13 protein-coding genes and 2 pseudogenes are annotated in these 13,967 nt (G+C 62.1%); 5 read left to right on the forward strand and 10 right to left on the reverse strand.

The genetic code is table 11. The features are described from left to right. Positions 1–18: 18 nt before the first annotated feature. Both ACSYAO_RS00715 and ACSYAO_RS00720 read right to left on the reverse strand, forming a co-directional pair. Positions 19–2,412, reverse strand: a complete 2,394-nt coding sequence (locus ACSYAO_RS00715) for a transposase (RefSeq protein WP_239684304.1) — start codon at positions 2,410–2,412, stop codon at positions 19–21. Between the two features lie 210 nt (positions 2,413–2,622). Then, the gene (locus ACSYAO_RS00720; RefSeq protein ID WP_049462213.1) at positions 2,623–2,931 is read right to left on the reverse strand and encodes a hypothetical protein; all 309 of its coding nucleotides are present in this window, start codon (positions 2,929–2,931) and stop codon (positions 2,623–2,625) included. A 264-nt stretch (positions 2,932–3,195) separates the two neighbouring features. Here ACSYAO_RS00720 and ACSYAO_RS00725 point away from each other — a divergent pair, with 264 nt between their 5' ends. After that, the gene (locus ACSYAO_RS00725; RefSeq protein WP_080356540.1) at positions 3,196–3,591 is read left to right on the forward strand and encodes a hypothetical protein; all 396 of its coding nucleotides are present in this window, start codon (positions 3,196–3,198) and stop codon (positions 3,589–3,591) included. Between the two features lie 927 nt (positions 3,592–4,518). Continuing rightward, complete coding sequence (locus ACSYAO_RS00730; RefSeq protein WP_134950774.1) at positions 4,519–5,286, forward strand: histidine phosphatase family protein; 768 nt, start codon at positions 4,519–4,521, stop codon at positions 5,284–5,286. Between the two features lie 1,017 nt (positions 5,287–6,303). On the opposite strand, the pseudogene ACSYAO_RS00735 reads toward ACSYAO_RS00730, so the two are convergent. Continuing rightward, positions 6,304–6,411: pseudogene (locus tag ACSYAO_RS00735) on the reverse strand (P-type conjugative transfer ATPase TrbB); the annotation flags it as partial. Between the two features lie 50 nt (positions 6,412–6,461). Further along, positions 6,462–6,851, reverse strand: a pseudogene (locus ACSYAO_RS00740) (CopG family transcriptional regulator); the annotation flags it as partial. Between the two features lie 28 nt (positions 6,852–6,879). On the opposite strand from ACSYAO_RS00740, the gene ACSYAO_RS00745 reads away from it, so the two are divergent. Continuing rightward, positions 6,880–6,996, forward strand: coding sequence for an Lrp/AsnC ligand binding domain-containing protein (locus ACSYAO_RS00745; protein WP_239684509.1), 117 nt, complete (start codon positions 6,880–6,882; stop codon positions 6,994–6,996). A gap of 100 nt (positions 6,997–7,096) precedes the next feature. Next, positions 7,097–7,288: a heavy-metal-associated domain-containing protein gene (locus tag ACSYAO_RS00750; RefSeq protein ID WP_049462211.1), complete on the forward strand. Its 192-nt coding sequence runs from the start codon at positions 7,097–7,099 to the stop codon at positions 7,286–7,288. A 77-nt stretch (positions 7,289–7,365) separates the two neighbouring features. On the opposite strand, the gene ACSYAO_RS00755 is transcribed toward ACSYAO_RS00750, so the two are convergent. From ACSYAO_RS00755 to ACSYAO_RS00770, 4 genes are all read right to left on the reverse strand, one after another. Next, complete coding sequence (locus ACSYAO_RS00755) at positions 7,366–8,124, reverse strand: MauE/DoxX family redox-associated membrane protein (protein ID WP_049462210.1); 759 nt, start codon at positions 8,122–8,124, stop codon at positions 7,366–7,368. 217 nt (positions 8,125–8,341) lie between these two features. Next, a complete protein-coding gene (gene fdx / locus ACSYAO_RS00760) occupies positions 8,342–8,680 on the reverse strand; it encodes an ISC system 2Fe-2S type ferredoxin (protein WP_008786744.1) in 339 nt (112 codons plus the stop codon). 15 nt (positions 8,681–8,695) lie between these two features. Beyond that, positions 8,696–9,175: a Cu(I)-responsive transcriptional regulator gene (cueR, locus tag ACSYAO_RS00765; RefSeq protein WP_049462209.1), complete on the reverse strand. Its 480-nt coding sequence runs from the start codon at positions 9,173–9,175 to the stop codon at positions 8,696–8,698. A 15-nt stretch (positions 9,176–9,190) separates the two neighbouring features. After that, on the reverse strand, positions 9,191–11,686 hold the full coding sequence (locus tag ACSYAO_RS00770; protein WP_049462208.1) for a heavy metal translocating P-type ATPase: 2,496 nt from the start codon (positions 11,684–11,686) through the stop codon (positions 9,191–9,193). 314 nt (positions 11,687–12,000) lie between these two features. Here ACSYAO_RS00770 and ACSYAO_RS00775 point away from each other — a divergent pair, with 314 nt between their 5' ends. Further along, entirely contained in the window at positions 12,001–12,282 is a 282-nt protein-coding gene (locus ACSYAO_RS00775) for an ArsR/SmtB family transcription factor (protein ID WP_425523792.1), read from the forward strand. Between the two features lie 50 nt (positions 12,283–12,332). Here ACSYAO_RS00775 and ACSYAO_RS00780 read toward each other — a convergent pair whose 3' ends face one another. Continuing rightward, positions 12,333–13,631, reverse strand: a complete 1,299-nt coding sequence (locus ACSYAO_RS00780) for an MFS transporter (protein WP_049462206.1) — start codon at positions 13,629–13,631, stop codon at positions 12,333–12,335. A gap of 9 nt (positions 13,632–13,640) precedes the next feature. Further along, positions 13,641–13,889: a metal-sensing transcriptional repressor gene (locus ACSYAO_RS00785; RefSeq protein ID WP_169708473.1), complete on the reverse strand. Its 249-nt coding sequence runs from the start codon at positions 13,887–13,889 to the stop codon at positions 13,641–13,643. Between the last annotated feature and the right edge of the window lie 78 nt (positions 13,890–13,967).

Here is a 13,967-nt window from a genome sequence, read left to right on the forward strand (position 1 = left end):
TGCCCCCAATTGCACAAGCTACGGCGACTCAATATCGTCAAAGTCATCCATCGCTCGCTTCTTGATTCCGCGCAGAGCGATCTCGTCAAGAGCGTCATTTGATTGAGAAGGGAGGCTACTGGAGTCCGCCTCCCCCGGCTTGGGTTGAGCCGCGGTGTTGGGCTTCGCGTTCGCGGCTGCCGTACGCATCGCCTGAGCGTGCCTCGCGCTCTGCTTTGCTTCGCGGAGCGATGGCGCGTAGAGCTGGTCATACATACCTCTGAATGACCGCTCAATCAGGGTGGAATTAGCTAGAGGCCCGATCAAGTTGCAGAACGCCTTGAACAGTCCACGATTCGTCCTAACCCAGATGAAGCTCGGGTCCTCCGGGTCTGTTCGAAGCTGCTCAACATCGAATGACGCGTCGAGCTCCCTCAGTTCATTGGAGTGAAAGTACCGACCATTCACCTCGAACCCTCGTCCGGGTACATACTTGTTATTGCTGTGCGGGATCGCGGTTCTGAAGAGGAATTCTTCGTCAACCAATGCGTGCAGGCCGGCACTAGGAAAGAGAAGATCTGCGTGGGCTGCCCGTTCGGCCGGACTTGCGAAGCCTTGTACAGGGACGCTCGGGAAGTGCTCATAAAGCGTTTCCCTGGCAACCGTATGAACGGTTTCAAAGCGGTGCTTGGCAGTTTTGTAGCTCTTGAACTTCCCATCCACGCCTCGGCCCGCCTTGTCGGGATCGGTGCTACCGACAAGCTCATGGCTGACCTGGGAATTGAACCTTCCAAAGTAGCGTTCTACGTCCGAGTTGAACCTCGAACCTGCCGTTGGGCAGATATGGATTGAGAACTGATATCGCAAAGCCAGAGCAATGAGAAAGTGTGACTGATTCTCCGTTCCTCGATCGACAAAGATGCTGTTGAACAGTCGTCCATGTCTGCGGACGTAGTCACGTATCAGGATGGCCAAACCATCGCGCCGTGCTGGCCCGAAGACAATGGAATGCGCCATCGGCAGATCAGTCGCCTCATCTGTCCCTAGATAAATCAGAGGGGACTCTGCGCTTGCTTCCATTCCATCGTCGCTCACCACCCTCACGTCGACTTTGGTACTGTCCACGTGCAGGACTGCATGTTTAGCTAAGGCTGTACCCGACCGGTCGCGCGCGTCCGAGCGCGGCCTTTGCTTTTGGTAGCCACGCATTCCCTGCGTTGCAAGGACCTTACGCAGCTCCAGGCGCGGATCAGCGAGCCTGCGTTCGAAGGCCTGGCGGCTCTGTGGCGACTCGCCGTCAGATTCACAGGCCTCCTTGAGCGCAGCGTATGCGTCCTTCTTCTGTGAATACTTGCCTGCGGCGTATGCGCGAATTGCCTCAGCCGTCCGCTTCTCCTGAACGGGGGTAAGCCGGCTCATTCGGTTTCCGCTTGCATGAAACCTGGTAAGGCACTGCTCGAGTTCGTTGTCACCTCTGCTTCGCGCCTCGATCACCTTCCGCGCTATCTCACGCAGGTGTTTGGGGACGGCTGTACCCTTCGCATGCGCGGATTGAATCAATGCGAGCCGCTTTTCGGCGTTGGTGGCGTCGACTAGCGTCGCCGTTGCGAACGCAGAGTTCAGTTGATTGCGAGAGTGCCTGGCAACCTCAAAGAAGTTGCTTCCTATCTCAATAGCCTGAGCCTGACTCAAGGTCAAAAAGAAGTTGCTCGTGTCCGTGAGCGGAACATGCTCAACTGGACCGAAGGCCCAGCGGGTTCCAAGCAGAAGCGCCGCTTGGCTCACGTTGAATCCCTCGATAGTCTCGATCATCCAATCGAGGCTCTTGGGGCCGTCGGCGAGATGCGCATGGATGCGTCTGCCCAAGGCTTGAGCCTCGTTGGCGGGTACCATACGCACCTCGTTATAGATGACCTGTAGGTTCCGGAGTGGCGTGTCGACGCGGGAGGGACTGAGCCACAGGACGTGCTCCATGCCGCGCTGCCTTGCCCAAGGGCCATAGGCAAGGTTCTGAAGATTTCCATCGACGTCGACCCATTCACCGGACTTTGCCGCAAGCAAGCTGTCACGAGCGGAGCCGGCCTTGCATTCGACCAGCTCAATGCGACGGGTGCGGACGACCAGAAAATCCAAGGTGCCGCTCCTTACATGATTGCCAAGTCTCACTCCCTTACAGGCAACCTGCGGGAAGTAGCCAAGCACATCCGGATCCAGCTCCAGAGTCAGCGCGAACATATGTTCAACGGTATGACTCTCCAGCGTGATGAGCTGGCCACACTTGACTGAGTTGAAGTGGGTCACAACGTTGTTCAGCGCGCCTTTTCCTGGCTTCCGCGCTGGACTCGAGCTAGCCATCTCAAGGATGTGCTGTCGCTGTTCGACAGTTAGGCCCTCATGCTCCCGCAGACGCTGGGCCAGTTCTTCTTGATTCATGGAACCCTGCCTATCTACTGGGAGGCGGGCAGCCGCCTCCCTCCCGGAATGCCTAGGGGTTGATTCTTATCGGGGTAAGGGGGTAGATTCGGCATAGCGGTTCTCATCGCTGCGCCTTAAACAGACCCCGGCCTGCCAGCCGGGGTTTGTCTTTTCTGCCCCAGAGAGTCTTCTTAGCTCATCTGGAGGACCTCCATGGGCAGATTGGGATCATTGAGCGGTCCGCCGACTGGTTACGGGATCTGCGCCGCGTGATGCATTGAACAACCATTGGGCGAGATCCCTGGATCGGATCATGCGCCCCTTCCTGCCGGGAATGGTCGAGGTTGCTATTCCCAGGCGGTTGTCATACGCCGCGCGCCTGGCCGCGCTGATGCTGTTGTAGCCAAGCAGCATCCACACTTCTGAGAGCCGGACATAGAGCCCGTACTCCTCCGCCACCTGCTCGGCGAGCTGGTCAGGAGTCGTTGCGCGAAGTGCTAGCGTTTGTATCGACAAGGGCACCATGTAGGCGAGCATCACTCACTCTCTTTCATATTGCAAACAGCGAGCACATCTTCTTGCTTGTGGGGCGCAGATTATCTGATCACGTATCAGATCATCTGATATGCATGCTGCTACAGCGGCTGGCATGTCAGATGATTTAGTACGCAATACAGTTTGTGGATTGCGCTAGCATGGGCATGCTGCCGACTGTTGAAAGAGATGTCGGCGCACCTGTAGGCGTGGGGTTGTGCTGCGCCACGATGTGCCTCTAAGGGAGGTTGATTGGAAGATGAGTACATGATGACCATCCCTACAGATGAGCTCAGTCGCGAAGAGCTTTCAGGCTCAGCATTGAGAGCGTTCTTCAACCTCGCTGCGCGATGGCAACTGTCCGGACCTCAGCAGAGAGCTTTGCTTGGAAGCCCACCCGATGCTTTTTATGAGGCATGGGCGCGAGGGGCCTACGAGCATATCGATGCCGAGGTCCTGGTGCGGATTAGCTATCTACTCGGCATTTACAAAGCTCTTCATATCCTTCTGCCTGACCCCATTCAGGCGGATGGCTGGATAAGGCGACCTAACATGGCGCCCATGTTTGCTGGTAACACCGTGCTGGATTTTATTTGTCGCGGAGGCTTGCGCGAACTTCGGGATGTGCGATCTTACTTGGATGGGCAGCACGTCAGCACCTAGGCAAGGGGTGCCATTTACCATGGACGCTGGAATACGGTCGTACTGCTGACTGTTGTTCATGCGCACCTGAAGCGGTCTGACTTTCGTGCAGGTCTGGCTAAAGATCAGAGGGATGTATGAGACCAACCATTCTTGCAATGGACCTAGAAGGAACGCTGATCTCAAATGCGGTCAGCCAGATCCCACGCCCTGGCCTGTTCGCGTTCCTGGAAGCGATGCGGATCAAGTTCAGTCAGCTAGTACTCTTTACGACTGTTCCGGAGTCAAGAGTGCGAGAAATCTGTAGGCTTCTCGTAGCGGAGGGTGTGGCCCCGAGCTGGTTTGGGAAGCTTCACTACGTTTCATGGTACGGACCAACTAAGGACCTGCGATTTGTTACATCTCACGCCGGGGAGGCCCTTCTGCTAGACGATCATGCGCCTTACGTACACCCCGGTCAGGAATGCTGGTGGGTAGAGGTCCCGTTGTTTGGCTCACCCTACGCCAACGATGACACGGGGTTGGATCTGGCGCGGTTAAGAATCGATGAGCGACTAGCTCAGCTCTCGCTTGGGGGAGGGCATTGAAGCAGCTCGGGAAGACTTCAAAGTTGAAAGGTTTCGCTTGGGGTGCAGTCAATTCGAATGCTATGACAGTGTCGCGCTCTCCCCCAATGACATACAGAACTTCCTTCTTGCGCCGCGCATGTGCCCGATGCAGCCGACACTAAACCGGCCTTGAAACGGCGCTAACAATGCGCGATGTGGAGGCTTAGGCAAAGGCATAGCGCTTCGCTGCGAAAGGGAGCGCTTGCAGCGGACATCGGCTTTTCGTCAAGCGGGGATAAGGTGGCTCGGTCGTCGACAAGGTCTCAACCATGTCTCAACCCAGTCGTTTGCAGGACTTTATGCCCGCTACAACGCCCGGACAGATAAGCGGGAGATTGATATGCAGCAGAACAGTGCGATGGAGGGGGTTGCCGCGCGGTGGCCAGAGCGGATCTGGGTGGTACGGCATGGCCAAAGCGCCGGAAACGTTGCGCGAGACCACGCTGAGGCAAATAACATCACCTTAATCGAGTTGGAACACCGCGACGCGGACGTGCCTCTCTCCTCGCTGGGGGAGCGCCAGTCGCAAGCACTGGGTGCTTGGGTACTGGGACTTGCCGAGCACCAACGCCCGCAAATCGTGCTGACTTCTCCATACATGCGTGCAAGGCAGACCGCCCAAGCCGTGGCCGACGCGCTTGGCCCTGGCCACCGTCTAATCATTGATGAGCGCCTGCGTGAGAAGGAGTTCGGCGTTCTGGACCGCTACACCTCCAGTGGCATCGTCGCTACCTTCCCGGAACTGGCCGCGCAGAGACGGCTGGTCGGAAAGTTCTACTTTCGCCCACCGGGCGGAGAAAGCTGGTGTGATGTCATCTTGCGGCTACGCGGCGTTGTCGGGGATCTCCAACGGAACCACGCCGGTGCACGCGTGATGATCGTCGCGCACCAAGTGATTGTGAATTGCATGCGATACCTTCTAGAAGGCATGGACGAGGATGCCATCCTCGACCTTGACCGCGAAGGCGATGTGCCCAACTGCGGGGTCACCGAGTACTACGCTGCTGAAGGTGGGCAGCTTGCCTTGGTGCATGCCAACTTCATTTCGCCTGAACTGGCCGAGGCCCCAACCACCGCTTCGTCGGATCAGCCCGCTGGAGCCAAGTAAGGTACAGCGTCGGGACCCGACCACCTAACCGCCATCTCTCTGCAGACATGCTCGCTACTCGTGCAGAACGTCCGGTTCTGGCCAGAAGCGGGCACTGAGGCAGGTTTCGGCCCGAGCGATGCTAGCCTCCAGTTTCGACTCCAGGGAGACCTCCGCTGAAGGGCTCGCTCCCGCCCTGTTCGTGGTGGGGGTATGCATGTGCTTGATACCCGGACGCAGCGGACATAAGATCGAGCGGTATCAGGGGATAGCCTGCCACAAGGTGCGCTGTGAATAATTCATTTGACCGGACTCTAGGGTCCGGCTACTAGGTAGTCAGGGTCTATGGCAGTAACTAATCCTCTGACAGAATAAGAGCTGGTCGCGCATAGGCGAGGCAAGTGGTCTGTAGCCGGAGTGCCGCATCGCGGCTGGACTTGCGTAGATATTGAGGATCTTGGAGAGCCGCAGATCGATTGCGAGATGTGCGAGTCGCAAACCATCCGCTACGTCCATCACATGGAGCACCCAGATTACCCGAACGTTCTCGAGGTTGGGTGTGTATGTGCCGGCCACATGGAAGGCGACCTGGCGGCCTCGCGAGCCCGTGAAGCCTCTATGAAAAGCAGCGCAGCAAAGCGCAAGCGTTGGACTGCGCGTGCGTGGAAAGTTTCGGCAAAGGGGAATCCGCATATCACTTCGGATGGATTCCGCATTACCGTTTACCCGCGCGGCGGAGAATGGGCCTGTACCTTGGCTGCGCTAGACGACTCAACTGTCCTGCACGCTCGCCGCAACTACAAGTCTCAAGCGGAGGCGAAACTCGCTGCCTTCGACCACATCACTCGTCTTCAATCCAAAGCTGGCGCATAGCAGTTCATTCAAGTTGAATCGCCACAAGGTTTTGTGGACTGTGATTGCTAGCATACGCGTAGGTTCCGGCCGAAAGCAGACGAGCTGGCGCCGACGACGCGATCAGGAATGCTAGGGCCCCTATTCGACCCGAAGCGAACACTGCCATGGATGCGAGGTGGCTACAGACAGGCGATCCACCCAAAGGGTGCGGTCCGGGTTGAGCATGATTTCCACGACGTCGGGGTCTTCGAGCGCGGTGGCGATCAGCGGCCCCATTGCCGTGCGCAGCATCTGGATGCGCCGGTCGAGCGACGTGGCGCTCATGGATTGGGGAACGGCGCTCATGACGCACGCTCCCGTGCTTGAGCGGCTGCCGCTGCGTCCTCCATCCGCATCGGGTCGGGGTGCAGTTCCTCCACCACGTCACGCACCAGGCTGCGCCCGCGCATCAGGTGGCGGCCAAGCTGCTCGGTGAACTGCTCGAATCGCGCCTTGCCCTGCGCGCGGGCCGCGTCTTGGTGCGCTTCGGGAACCGGCGTGCTGACGGTGAGGTAGTAGCGGATGAACAGCGCCAGCGTTTCGATGGCGATGTTCTGATCGCGCTCCATGCGCTCGGCTTGGCGCGACAGCCGATCCAATCGCTTGGCGATGGCTGCCTCGCGCTGGTCGGCCGCGTCCGGCGACAGCCAGGACGCCAAGGCGGCGGCGACGATGCTGGATTTGGACACGCCTTATCTGCTGCGGGTGGTCGTCAAGAACATGGCTCACTACTCTCGCTTCGTGCTCGACACGCTGCTCAAGCACCCCAGCGTGCAGGACTGCAAGACAAGCTTCGTGCTGGATCGGGTAAAGAGCACCACGGCCTTGCCCCTATGAGCATTCGGCCGATTGGTGTAGCGGGGATGCAAATAGCGCTTGACCTTCCAACCTTGGCAAGGACCAGACTTCAAACACCCAAACCCGAAAGGAGTTTTCCATGCAATTCCATCTCGAAGACATGACCTGCGGCGGCTGCGCCCGCACCGTTACGAAAACGATCCAAACGATCGACCCCAACGCTAAGATCGTCACGGACCCGCCGACCCGCCGTGTCGAGGTCCAGACCTCGGCCTCGCAAGAGCAGATCGCCGCGGCCCTGAGCGAAGCTGGCTTCCCGCCGCGCGCGTAGTAACACCGCGTCGTGGCCGGCCTGCACACAGGACAACCGATGCGAGCACGTGCGCTGTGCCGTACCTGGCGCGGCGCTCAGTGCATCCCAAGGTAGGCGACCTTGGCCCACATCCACAGGGCCATCGCCACCATCATCAGGTTCTCGGTCAGGGACACAAAGCCCAGCGGCACGTTGCTGTCCCCGCCCACACAGGCGCACTTGAGTTCCCGGCGATCGACATAGACCGCCTTGAAAACCGACACGGCCCCGACGGTCCCGATGAACAGCGCCAACGGAATCGACACCCACATCCCCACGCCCGCGACCATCAGGACGCCTGCGATGGCCTCCGCGAACGGGTAGAAATAGGCATACCGAACCCAGCGCTTGGCCAGCAGGTCGTAGTTGAGGAACATCGTCGCGAAGCCGTCCACGTCCTTGAGCTTCTGCAGCGCCAGGAGACACATGGCAAAGGCCACGAACCACTCTGCCGCCTGAATGCTCCAGAGCTGGCCGAAGGCCGCCCAGCTCGCCGCCAGCGCCATCGCGGCCGCCATGGCGAACAGCGCGATCACAGGGATGTAGGTCACGGCGTTCTTGTCCTTCACGGACATGCCGAAGAATTTGCGCAGGTCGTCGTAGCCGCCCACGCGCCGCCCGTTTATGAAGACCTGGGGCGTGGTCTCGACGCCATGCTCCTTCTTGAACGCATCCGTCTGCTCGCGGCTCGCCAAGTGTTTGTCCTCGACCTCGTAGCCCTTGCGGTTGAGCAGATCGAGCGACTTCAGCCCGTAGGGGCAGGTATGGCCGGGCATGACCATCCGGTAGAGCGTGGCTTGTTTGGGCGCAGACATGCTGGACTTCTCCTGTGGGACTTTTCATGGGCCGGCCGCAGCGCCGACTATCACGGATTGAAGGACTTTGACGACATTTCCAGCCTAACCGGCGGTGGTGCAAGGGGGTGTAGACATCTGGCTCGCGGGTCGGTCGTCAGGCTGCAACGCCGTCAGTCCTCCGTCTGCCAGAGCAACCCCGCCGCAGGCCGGCGCGCCCGCGGCGGCACGCTGGGTCCTAGTGGTTCTCCTTGGCATGGTTGATCGTGTATTTCGGGATCTCGACGGTCAGGTCCTCGTTCGCCACGATGGCCTGGCAGCTCAGGCGCGATTGCGCCTCTAGCCCCCAGGCCCGGTCAAGCAGGTCGTCCTCGCACTCCTCGACCTCGTTGAGGGAATCGAACCCCTTGCGCACGATGCAGTGGCAGGTCGTGCAGGCGCAGCTCATGTCGCAGGCATGTTCGATCTCGATGCCGTTGTCTAGCAGCGCCTCGCAGATCGAGGTGCCGACCGGCACGTTCAGCTCGGCGCCCTCGGGCGCCAGTTCAGGATGGGGCAAGACGGTGATCTTGGGCATGTCTCTCCCGGCTGCTCAGTGCGCACGCGGCTTCGTTGCCGCTGCGTTGCCACTTGTACGCCGTGGCACGGCGCCGGTGCGCGCTTCGGGCTCGTCGTCGCTGGTATCGAGTTGCTCCAGCGTGTGCAGGATCGGGCAGTCGGGCCGTTCGTCGCCGGCGCAGCACCGGATCAGCGCCTTGAGCGTCTCGGCCATCTCCAACATGCTCGCGATGCGCCGGTCCAGCTCGGAGATGTGCTGCTGCGCCAGGCGCTTGACGTCGGCACTCTGGCGCGACTTGTCGTTCCACAGTCCCAGCAGGTCCGTGATCTCGGCCACCGAGAAGCCGAGGTCGCGCGCACGCCGGATGAAGTGCAGCCGGTGTACGTCGTCCTGGCTATAGGCGCGGTAGCCCGAATCGTTCCGGTCGGCCGGGGGAATCAAGCCGATCTGCTCGTAGTAGCGGATCATCTTGGCCGAGACCTTCGAGGCCTTGGATGCTTCACCGATGTTCATGGTGTTCCTCCTTTCTCAATGAGCGGTATCCGCCGCCAGCGGCGGCTGGAAGCGGCGCAGGCGCAGCGCGTTGCCGAGCACGAACACGCTGGACAGCGCCATCGCTCCGGCCGCGAAAATTGGGGACAGCAGCACACCGTATGCGGGGTATAGGACGCCAGCAGCTACCGGGATCAGGGCCGTGTTGTAGCCAAACGCCCAGAACAGGTTCTGGCGGATGTTGCCGATGGTGGCCTTGGACAGCGCGATGGCGTTGGGCACACCCTGCAGGTTGCCGGACATCAGCACCACGTCGGCCGACTCCACCGCCACGTCGGTGCCGGTGCCGATCGCCAGGCCCACGTCGGCCTCGGCCAGCGCCGGCGCATCGTTAATGCCGTCACCCACGTAGCCGATCTGGCCGTGGGTGGCCTTTAAGCGGCGCACGGCTTCGACCTTGCCCTCGGGCAGCACTTCGGCCACCACCTCGTCGATGCCCAGTTGCTTGGCGATGGCCTGCGCGGTACGCGCGTTGTCGCCGGTGATCATCGCCACCTTCAGGCCGAGCTGGTGCAGCGCAGCAATGGCCGCGGGCGTGCTGGACTTGATCGGATCGGCCACCGCGATGATGGCGGCCAGTCGGCCGTCGATCGCGGCGTACAGCGGCGACTTGCCCTCATTGCCCAGGCGCTCGGCCGTGCGAGCGAAGCCGCTCACGTCCAACCCCAGCTCACGCATGAAGCGATCGGCACCGACCTCGACACGCGCGCCGTCCACGGTGGCACGCACACCCATGCCCGTGACCGAATCGAAGTCGGTCATCGTCGGCAGCGCGATGCCACCTTCCACGGCCGACTCGACGATGGCGCGTGCGATCGGATGCTCCGAGCGCGATTCGACAGAGGCGACCTTCGCCAGCACCTGGTTGCGGTCAAAGCCGTCGGCAATCTCCAGGTCGGTCAGGACCGGGCGGCCCTCGGTCAGCGTGCCGGTCTTGTCCACGGCCACCACCTTGGCGTCCTTGAGCAGTTGCAGGGCTTCACCCTTGCGGAACAGTACGCCCATCTCGGCGCCGCGGCCCGTGCCGACCATGATGGAGGTCGGCGTCGCCAGACCCATGGCGCACGGGCAGGCAATGATCAGCACCGCCACGGCATTGACCAGCGCGAAGGACAGCGCGGGCGACGGGCCGAACACCAGCCAGACCAAGAAGGTCAGCACGGCGGCCAGCATGACGGCGGGCACGAACCACAGTGTCACCTTGTCCACCACGGCCTGGATCGGCAGCTTGGAACCTTGCGCCTGCTCGACCATGCGGATGATCTGCGCCAGCATGGTCTGACCGCCCACGGCGGTGGCACGCAGCGTCAGCGCACCCTTCTGGTTGACGGTGCCGCCGACCACGGTGCTGCCTTCCGCCTTTTCCACGGGAATCGGCTCGCCGGTGATCATCGACTCGTCCACGAAGCTGCGGCCCTCGGTCACTTCACCATCGACCGGCACGCGCTCGCCGGGGCGCACTTCCACGATGTCGCCCTGCGCCACGTCGTTGATCGGGATGTCCACGATGCGGCCGTCGCGCAGCACGTGCGCCTCCTTGGCCTGCAGGCCGACCAGGCGCTTGATGGCCTCGGAGGTGCGGCCCTTGGCCCGTGCCTCAAGAAAGCGGCCCAGCAGGATCAGCGCCACGATGACGGCGGCCGCCTCGTAGTACACGTTCACCGTGCCGGCCGGCAGCAGACTGGGCGCGAATGTGGCGACCATCGAATAGCCGAAGGCCGCGGCCGTGCCGACCGCGACCAGCGAGTTCATGTCGGGACCCAGGCGGAACAGCGCCGGGAAGCCCTTCTCGTAGAAGCGCCAGCCCGGAATGGCGAGCACCAGCAGGGTCAGCACGAACTGCAGATACCAACTCTGCTGGATGCCGATGGTGGAAGCCACCCACTCATGCATGCCGGGAATCATGTGCGAGCCCATTTCGAGCACGAACACAGGCAGCGCCAGCACGGCGGCCAGGGTCAGGTCGCGCTTGAGTTCGGCGCGCTCGGCGTCCTTCTTCTCGGCGGCTTCCTCGTCGGCCTGCGCGCCGGTATCCACCGGGTTGGCCTCGTAGCCGACCTTCTCGATGGCCGCGATCAGGTCCGCCACGGCGGCCACGCCGCGCACGGTGGCACGCTCGGTCGCGAGGTTGACCGTGGCCTCGGTGACGCCGGGCACGGCCTTGAGTGCCTTCTCGACGCGGCCCACGCAGGAGGCGCAGGTCATGCCCTCGACCGCCAGTTCGACGGTGCCAGCCGGCACGTCGTAGCCGACCTTCTCGACCGCCTGGATCAACGCGATGCGATCGACAGGACCGGCCAGGCGGATGTCCGCCCGCTCGTTGGCGAGATTGACGGAAACGCTGTCCACGCCCGGCACCTTGGCCAGGGCGGCCTCGACTCGGCCGACGCAGCTCGCGCAGGTCATGCCCTCGATGGGTAGGCTGATCGCTGCTGCGGTGGCACGAGCATCACTCGTTATTGGCATGCTCATGGTTGTTTCCCATAGTTGATATTCGACACGGGGGGAGCTTGGGGTTTACCATCGTGGGAAGGTCAAGCGCTTTTTTCGGGTACTGTCAGGTTTCAGAAATGGCCCGGCGCACGGGGGAAACGAGGGGCCTTGGTCGCCAGGCTCGCCCTGGTCCCGGGCTGTGCGCGCGCTCAAGCGGTCGCAGCCTCGTTGATCCTGAAGGGCACGAACAGCCGTTCGAGGGTAGGAATTTTTGAGAGATGACTCCACGCAAACCAGTCAGTGCCCCACCGAAGGGCCCAAGCACCGATCTGGCCTCCCTGTCACAGAATGACGTGACCATCCTGGCCGAGACTTTCCGGCTCCTGGGCGATCCGTCGCGGCTCAAGGTCATGCTGTGCTGCATGAAGGGGTCCACGTCGGTAAGCGACATCGCGGAAGCCGTCGAACTCTCGCAGTCGTTGGTCAGCCATCACCTTCGACTGTTGCGTGGAGCCCGTCTGGTCAGGGGCGTGCGCCAGTCCAAGCAGATCTTCTATGAGGTAGCGGACAAGCACGTGAGCCAGGTGCTGCTGGACATGGCCATCCACATCGTTGAGGACAACAGCGACGACTAGCCTTGGTGCGAAACAGCCCTTACCGCGTCCCGTGAGGCCTATCCTTTCGGTCAGATCCGGTGCAAGTCATCCACGACCAGCACGTGATGGTGCCCGCCTTGGTTCGCGTGCTGACGCAAGTGGGGGTGATCCGCCGACAGGTTCGGATGGTCATGGGCCAAGTCCGACGGGTCGCTGGCCGGCCACAGCCGAAGCGCCAGCGCCACGCCAGCCAGGCCGATCAAGGACATGACGACGAACGTCGATTGCAGCCCCGTGGCCGCGCCGAAGCGTCCGGCCAGCGGGTAGCAGATGAGCCAGCAGGCGTGCGACAGCGCGAAGTGGGCCGCGAAGATCGCTGGACGGTCCTCGGCGTGGGCCGAGCGGCGCAGAAGACGGCCGGATGGCGTCTGCGCCACGCTGTAGCCAAAGCCGATCACCAGCCACAGCGGCAGCAACAGCACATAGCTCGGCAGCAGTGCGCCGATCGCCGTGCCCACGACGAGGACAGCGGCGCCGGTGAGCATCGCGGGTCGGTCGGCTACTTTCTCCAGTAGGGACGGCAAGACGAAGGCGGCCACCATCGAGCCGCCTCCGAACGCCGCCAGTGCCCACGCCACCTCGACTTCGCCCAGGCCGAAACGCGCCTTCACGAGCACCACCGTGTTCACGAACACCATCGCGCCTGCCGCCGAGACGGCCAGGCTGATCGCCAGCAGGCCCCGCAGGCGTGGCGTGGCGAGGTAGATGCGCGTGCCGCGCGTCGTTCGCTCCCAGATGCCGCGGCGCCGGCCGGGGACGGACGTGGGCAACCGCACGCTGACCACGAGAGCGGCTGAAACGAGGAAACCGAGCACCGTTCCTGCGAACAGGTTGTGAAAGTTGATGACGGTCAGCAGCGCGGCGGCCAGCATCGGGGAAATCAGGCTTTCCAGGTCGTAGGCCAGCCGGGACAGCGACAGCGCCTTCGTGTAGTCCTCTTCGTCGGGAAGGATGTCCGGGATGGTGGCCTGGAAGGTCGGCGTGAAGCCGGCGGACGCCGCCTGCAGAACGAAGATCAGCAGGTAGATCTGCCAGACCTCGGTGACGAAGGGCAGGGACAGCGCGACGGCCGCTCGCACGAGGTCCAGCGCCACGAGCAGCGAGCGCCGCGGGAGCCGGTCGGCGAAGGCCTGCGCGACCGGCGCGACCCCCGCGTACGCCAGCATCTTGATGGCCAGCGCCGTCCCGAGCACCGCGCCTGCATCCGCGCCGGCCAGCTCGTAGGCCAGCAGGCCGAGCGCCACCGTCATCAGGCCGGAGCCGACGAGCGCGATCACCTGGGCGGTGAACAGGTGGCGGTAGGTGCGGTTCTTCAGCACGGAGAGCATCGGACGGCCTCAGAGCAGTTTGGTCAGCGCCTTCATTTCGGTCAGAACGGAGTCCTCGTCATGGGACAGGCAGTGGTCGATGTGGTCGTGGATCAGGACGCGCTTGGCCGCCGTCACCGCGCTTTCCACCGCCGCGAGCTGGCGGGCGATGTCGAGGCAGGTTTCTCCCCCTTCGATCATCCCGATGACGTGCCGCAGATGCCCCTCGGCGCGCTTGAGCCGCTTCACCAGGTCGGGATGGGTGGTGTGCTTATGCATGTCTTCCATGCTGAAATCATATCCCCCCAGGGGGGATATTGCCACTGGATGTTAGATCAACGGCTGCTTGCCAAGCGT

The organism is Stenotrophomonas sp. STK16_22 (assembly GCF_051984505.1).
Taxonomy (GTDB): domain Bacteria; phylum Pseudomonadota; class Gammaproteobacteria; order Xanthomonadales; family Xanthomonadaceae; genus Stenotrophomonas; species Stenotrophomonas maltophilia_A.

Excerpts from the sequence above, each read along its gene's own strand:
- ACSYAO_RS00720 (WP_049462213.1), bottom strand. The coding sequence starts at position 2,931 with ATGCTCGCCTACATGGTGCCCTTGTCGATACAAACGCTAGCACTTCGC.
- ACSYAO_RS00770 (WP_049462208.1), bottom strand. The coding sequence starts at position 11,686 with ATGAGCATGCCAATAACGAGTGATGCTCGTGCCACCGCAGCAGCGATC.
- ACSYAO_RS00715 (WP_239684304.1), bottom strand. The coding sequence starts at position 2,412 with ATGAATCAAGAAGAACTGGCCCAGCGTCTGCGGGAGCATGAGGGCCTA.
- ACSYAO_RS00725 (WP_080356540.1), top strand. The coding sequence starts at position 3,196 with ATGATGACCATCCCTACAGATGAGCTCAGTCGCGAAGAGCTTTCAGGC.
- ACSYAO_RS00730 (WP_134950774.1), top strand. The coding sequence starts at position 4,519 with ATGCAGCAGAACAGTGCGATGGAGGGGGTTGCCGCGCGGTGGCCAGAG.
- ACSYAO_RS00750 (WP_049462211.1), top strand. The coding sequence starts at position 7,097 with ATGCAATTCCATCTCGAAGACATGACCTGCGGCGGCTGCGCCCGCACC.
- ACSYAO_RS00780 (WP_049462206.1), bottom strand. The coding sequence starts at position 13,631 with ATGCTCTCCGTGCTGAAGAACCGCACCTACCGCCACCTGTTCACCGCC.
- fdx (WP_008786744.1), bottom strand. The coding sequence starts at position 8,680 with ATGCCCAAGATCACCGTCTTGCCCCATCCTGAACTGGCGCCCGAGGGC.
- ACSYAO_RS00785 (WP_169708473.1), bottom strand. The coding sequence starts at position 13,889 with ATGCATAAGCACACCACCCATCCCGACCTGGTGAAGCGGCTCAAGCGC.
- ACSYAO_RS00745 (WP_239684509.1), top strand. The coding sequence starts at position 6,880 with ATGGCTCACTACTCTCGCTTCGTGCTCGACACGCTGCTCAAGCACCCC.
- cueR (WP_049462209.1), bottom strand. The coding sequence starts at position 9,175 with ATGAACATCGGTGAAGCATCCAAGGCCTCGAAGGTCTCGGCCAAGATG.
- ACSYAO_RS00755 (WP_049462210.1), bottom strand. The coding sequence starts at position 8,124 with ATGTCTGCGCCCAAACAAGCCACGCTCTACCGGATGGTCATGCCCGGC.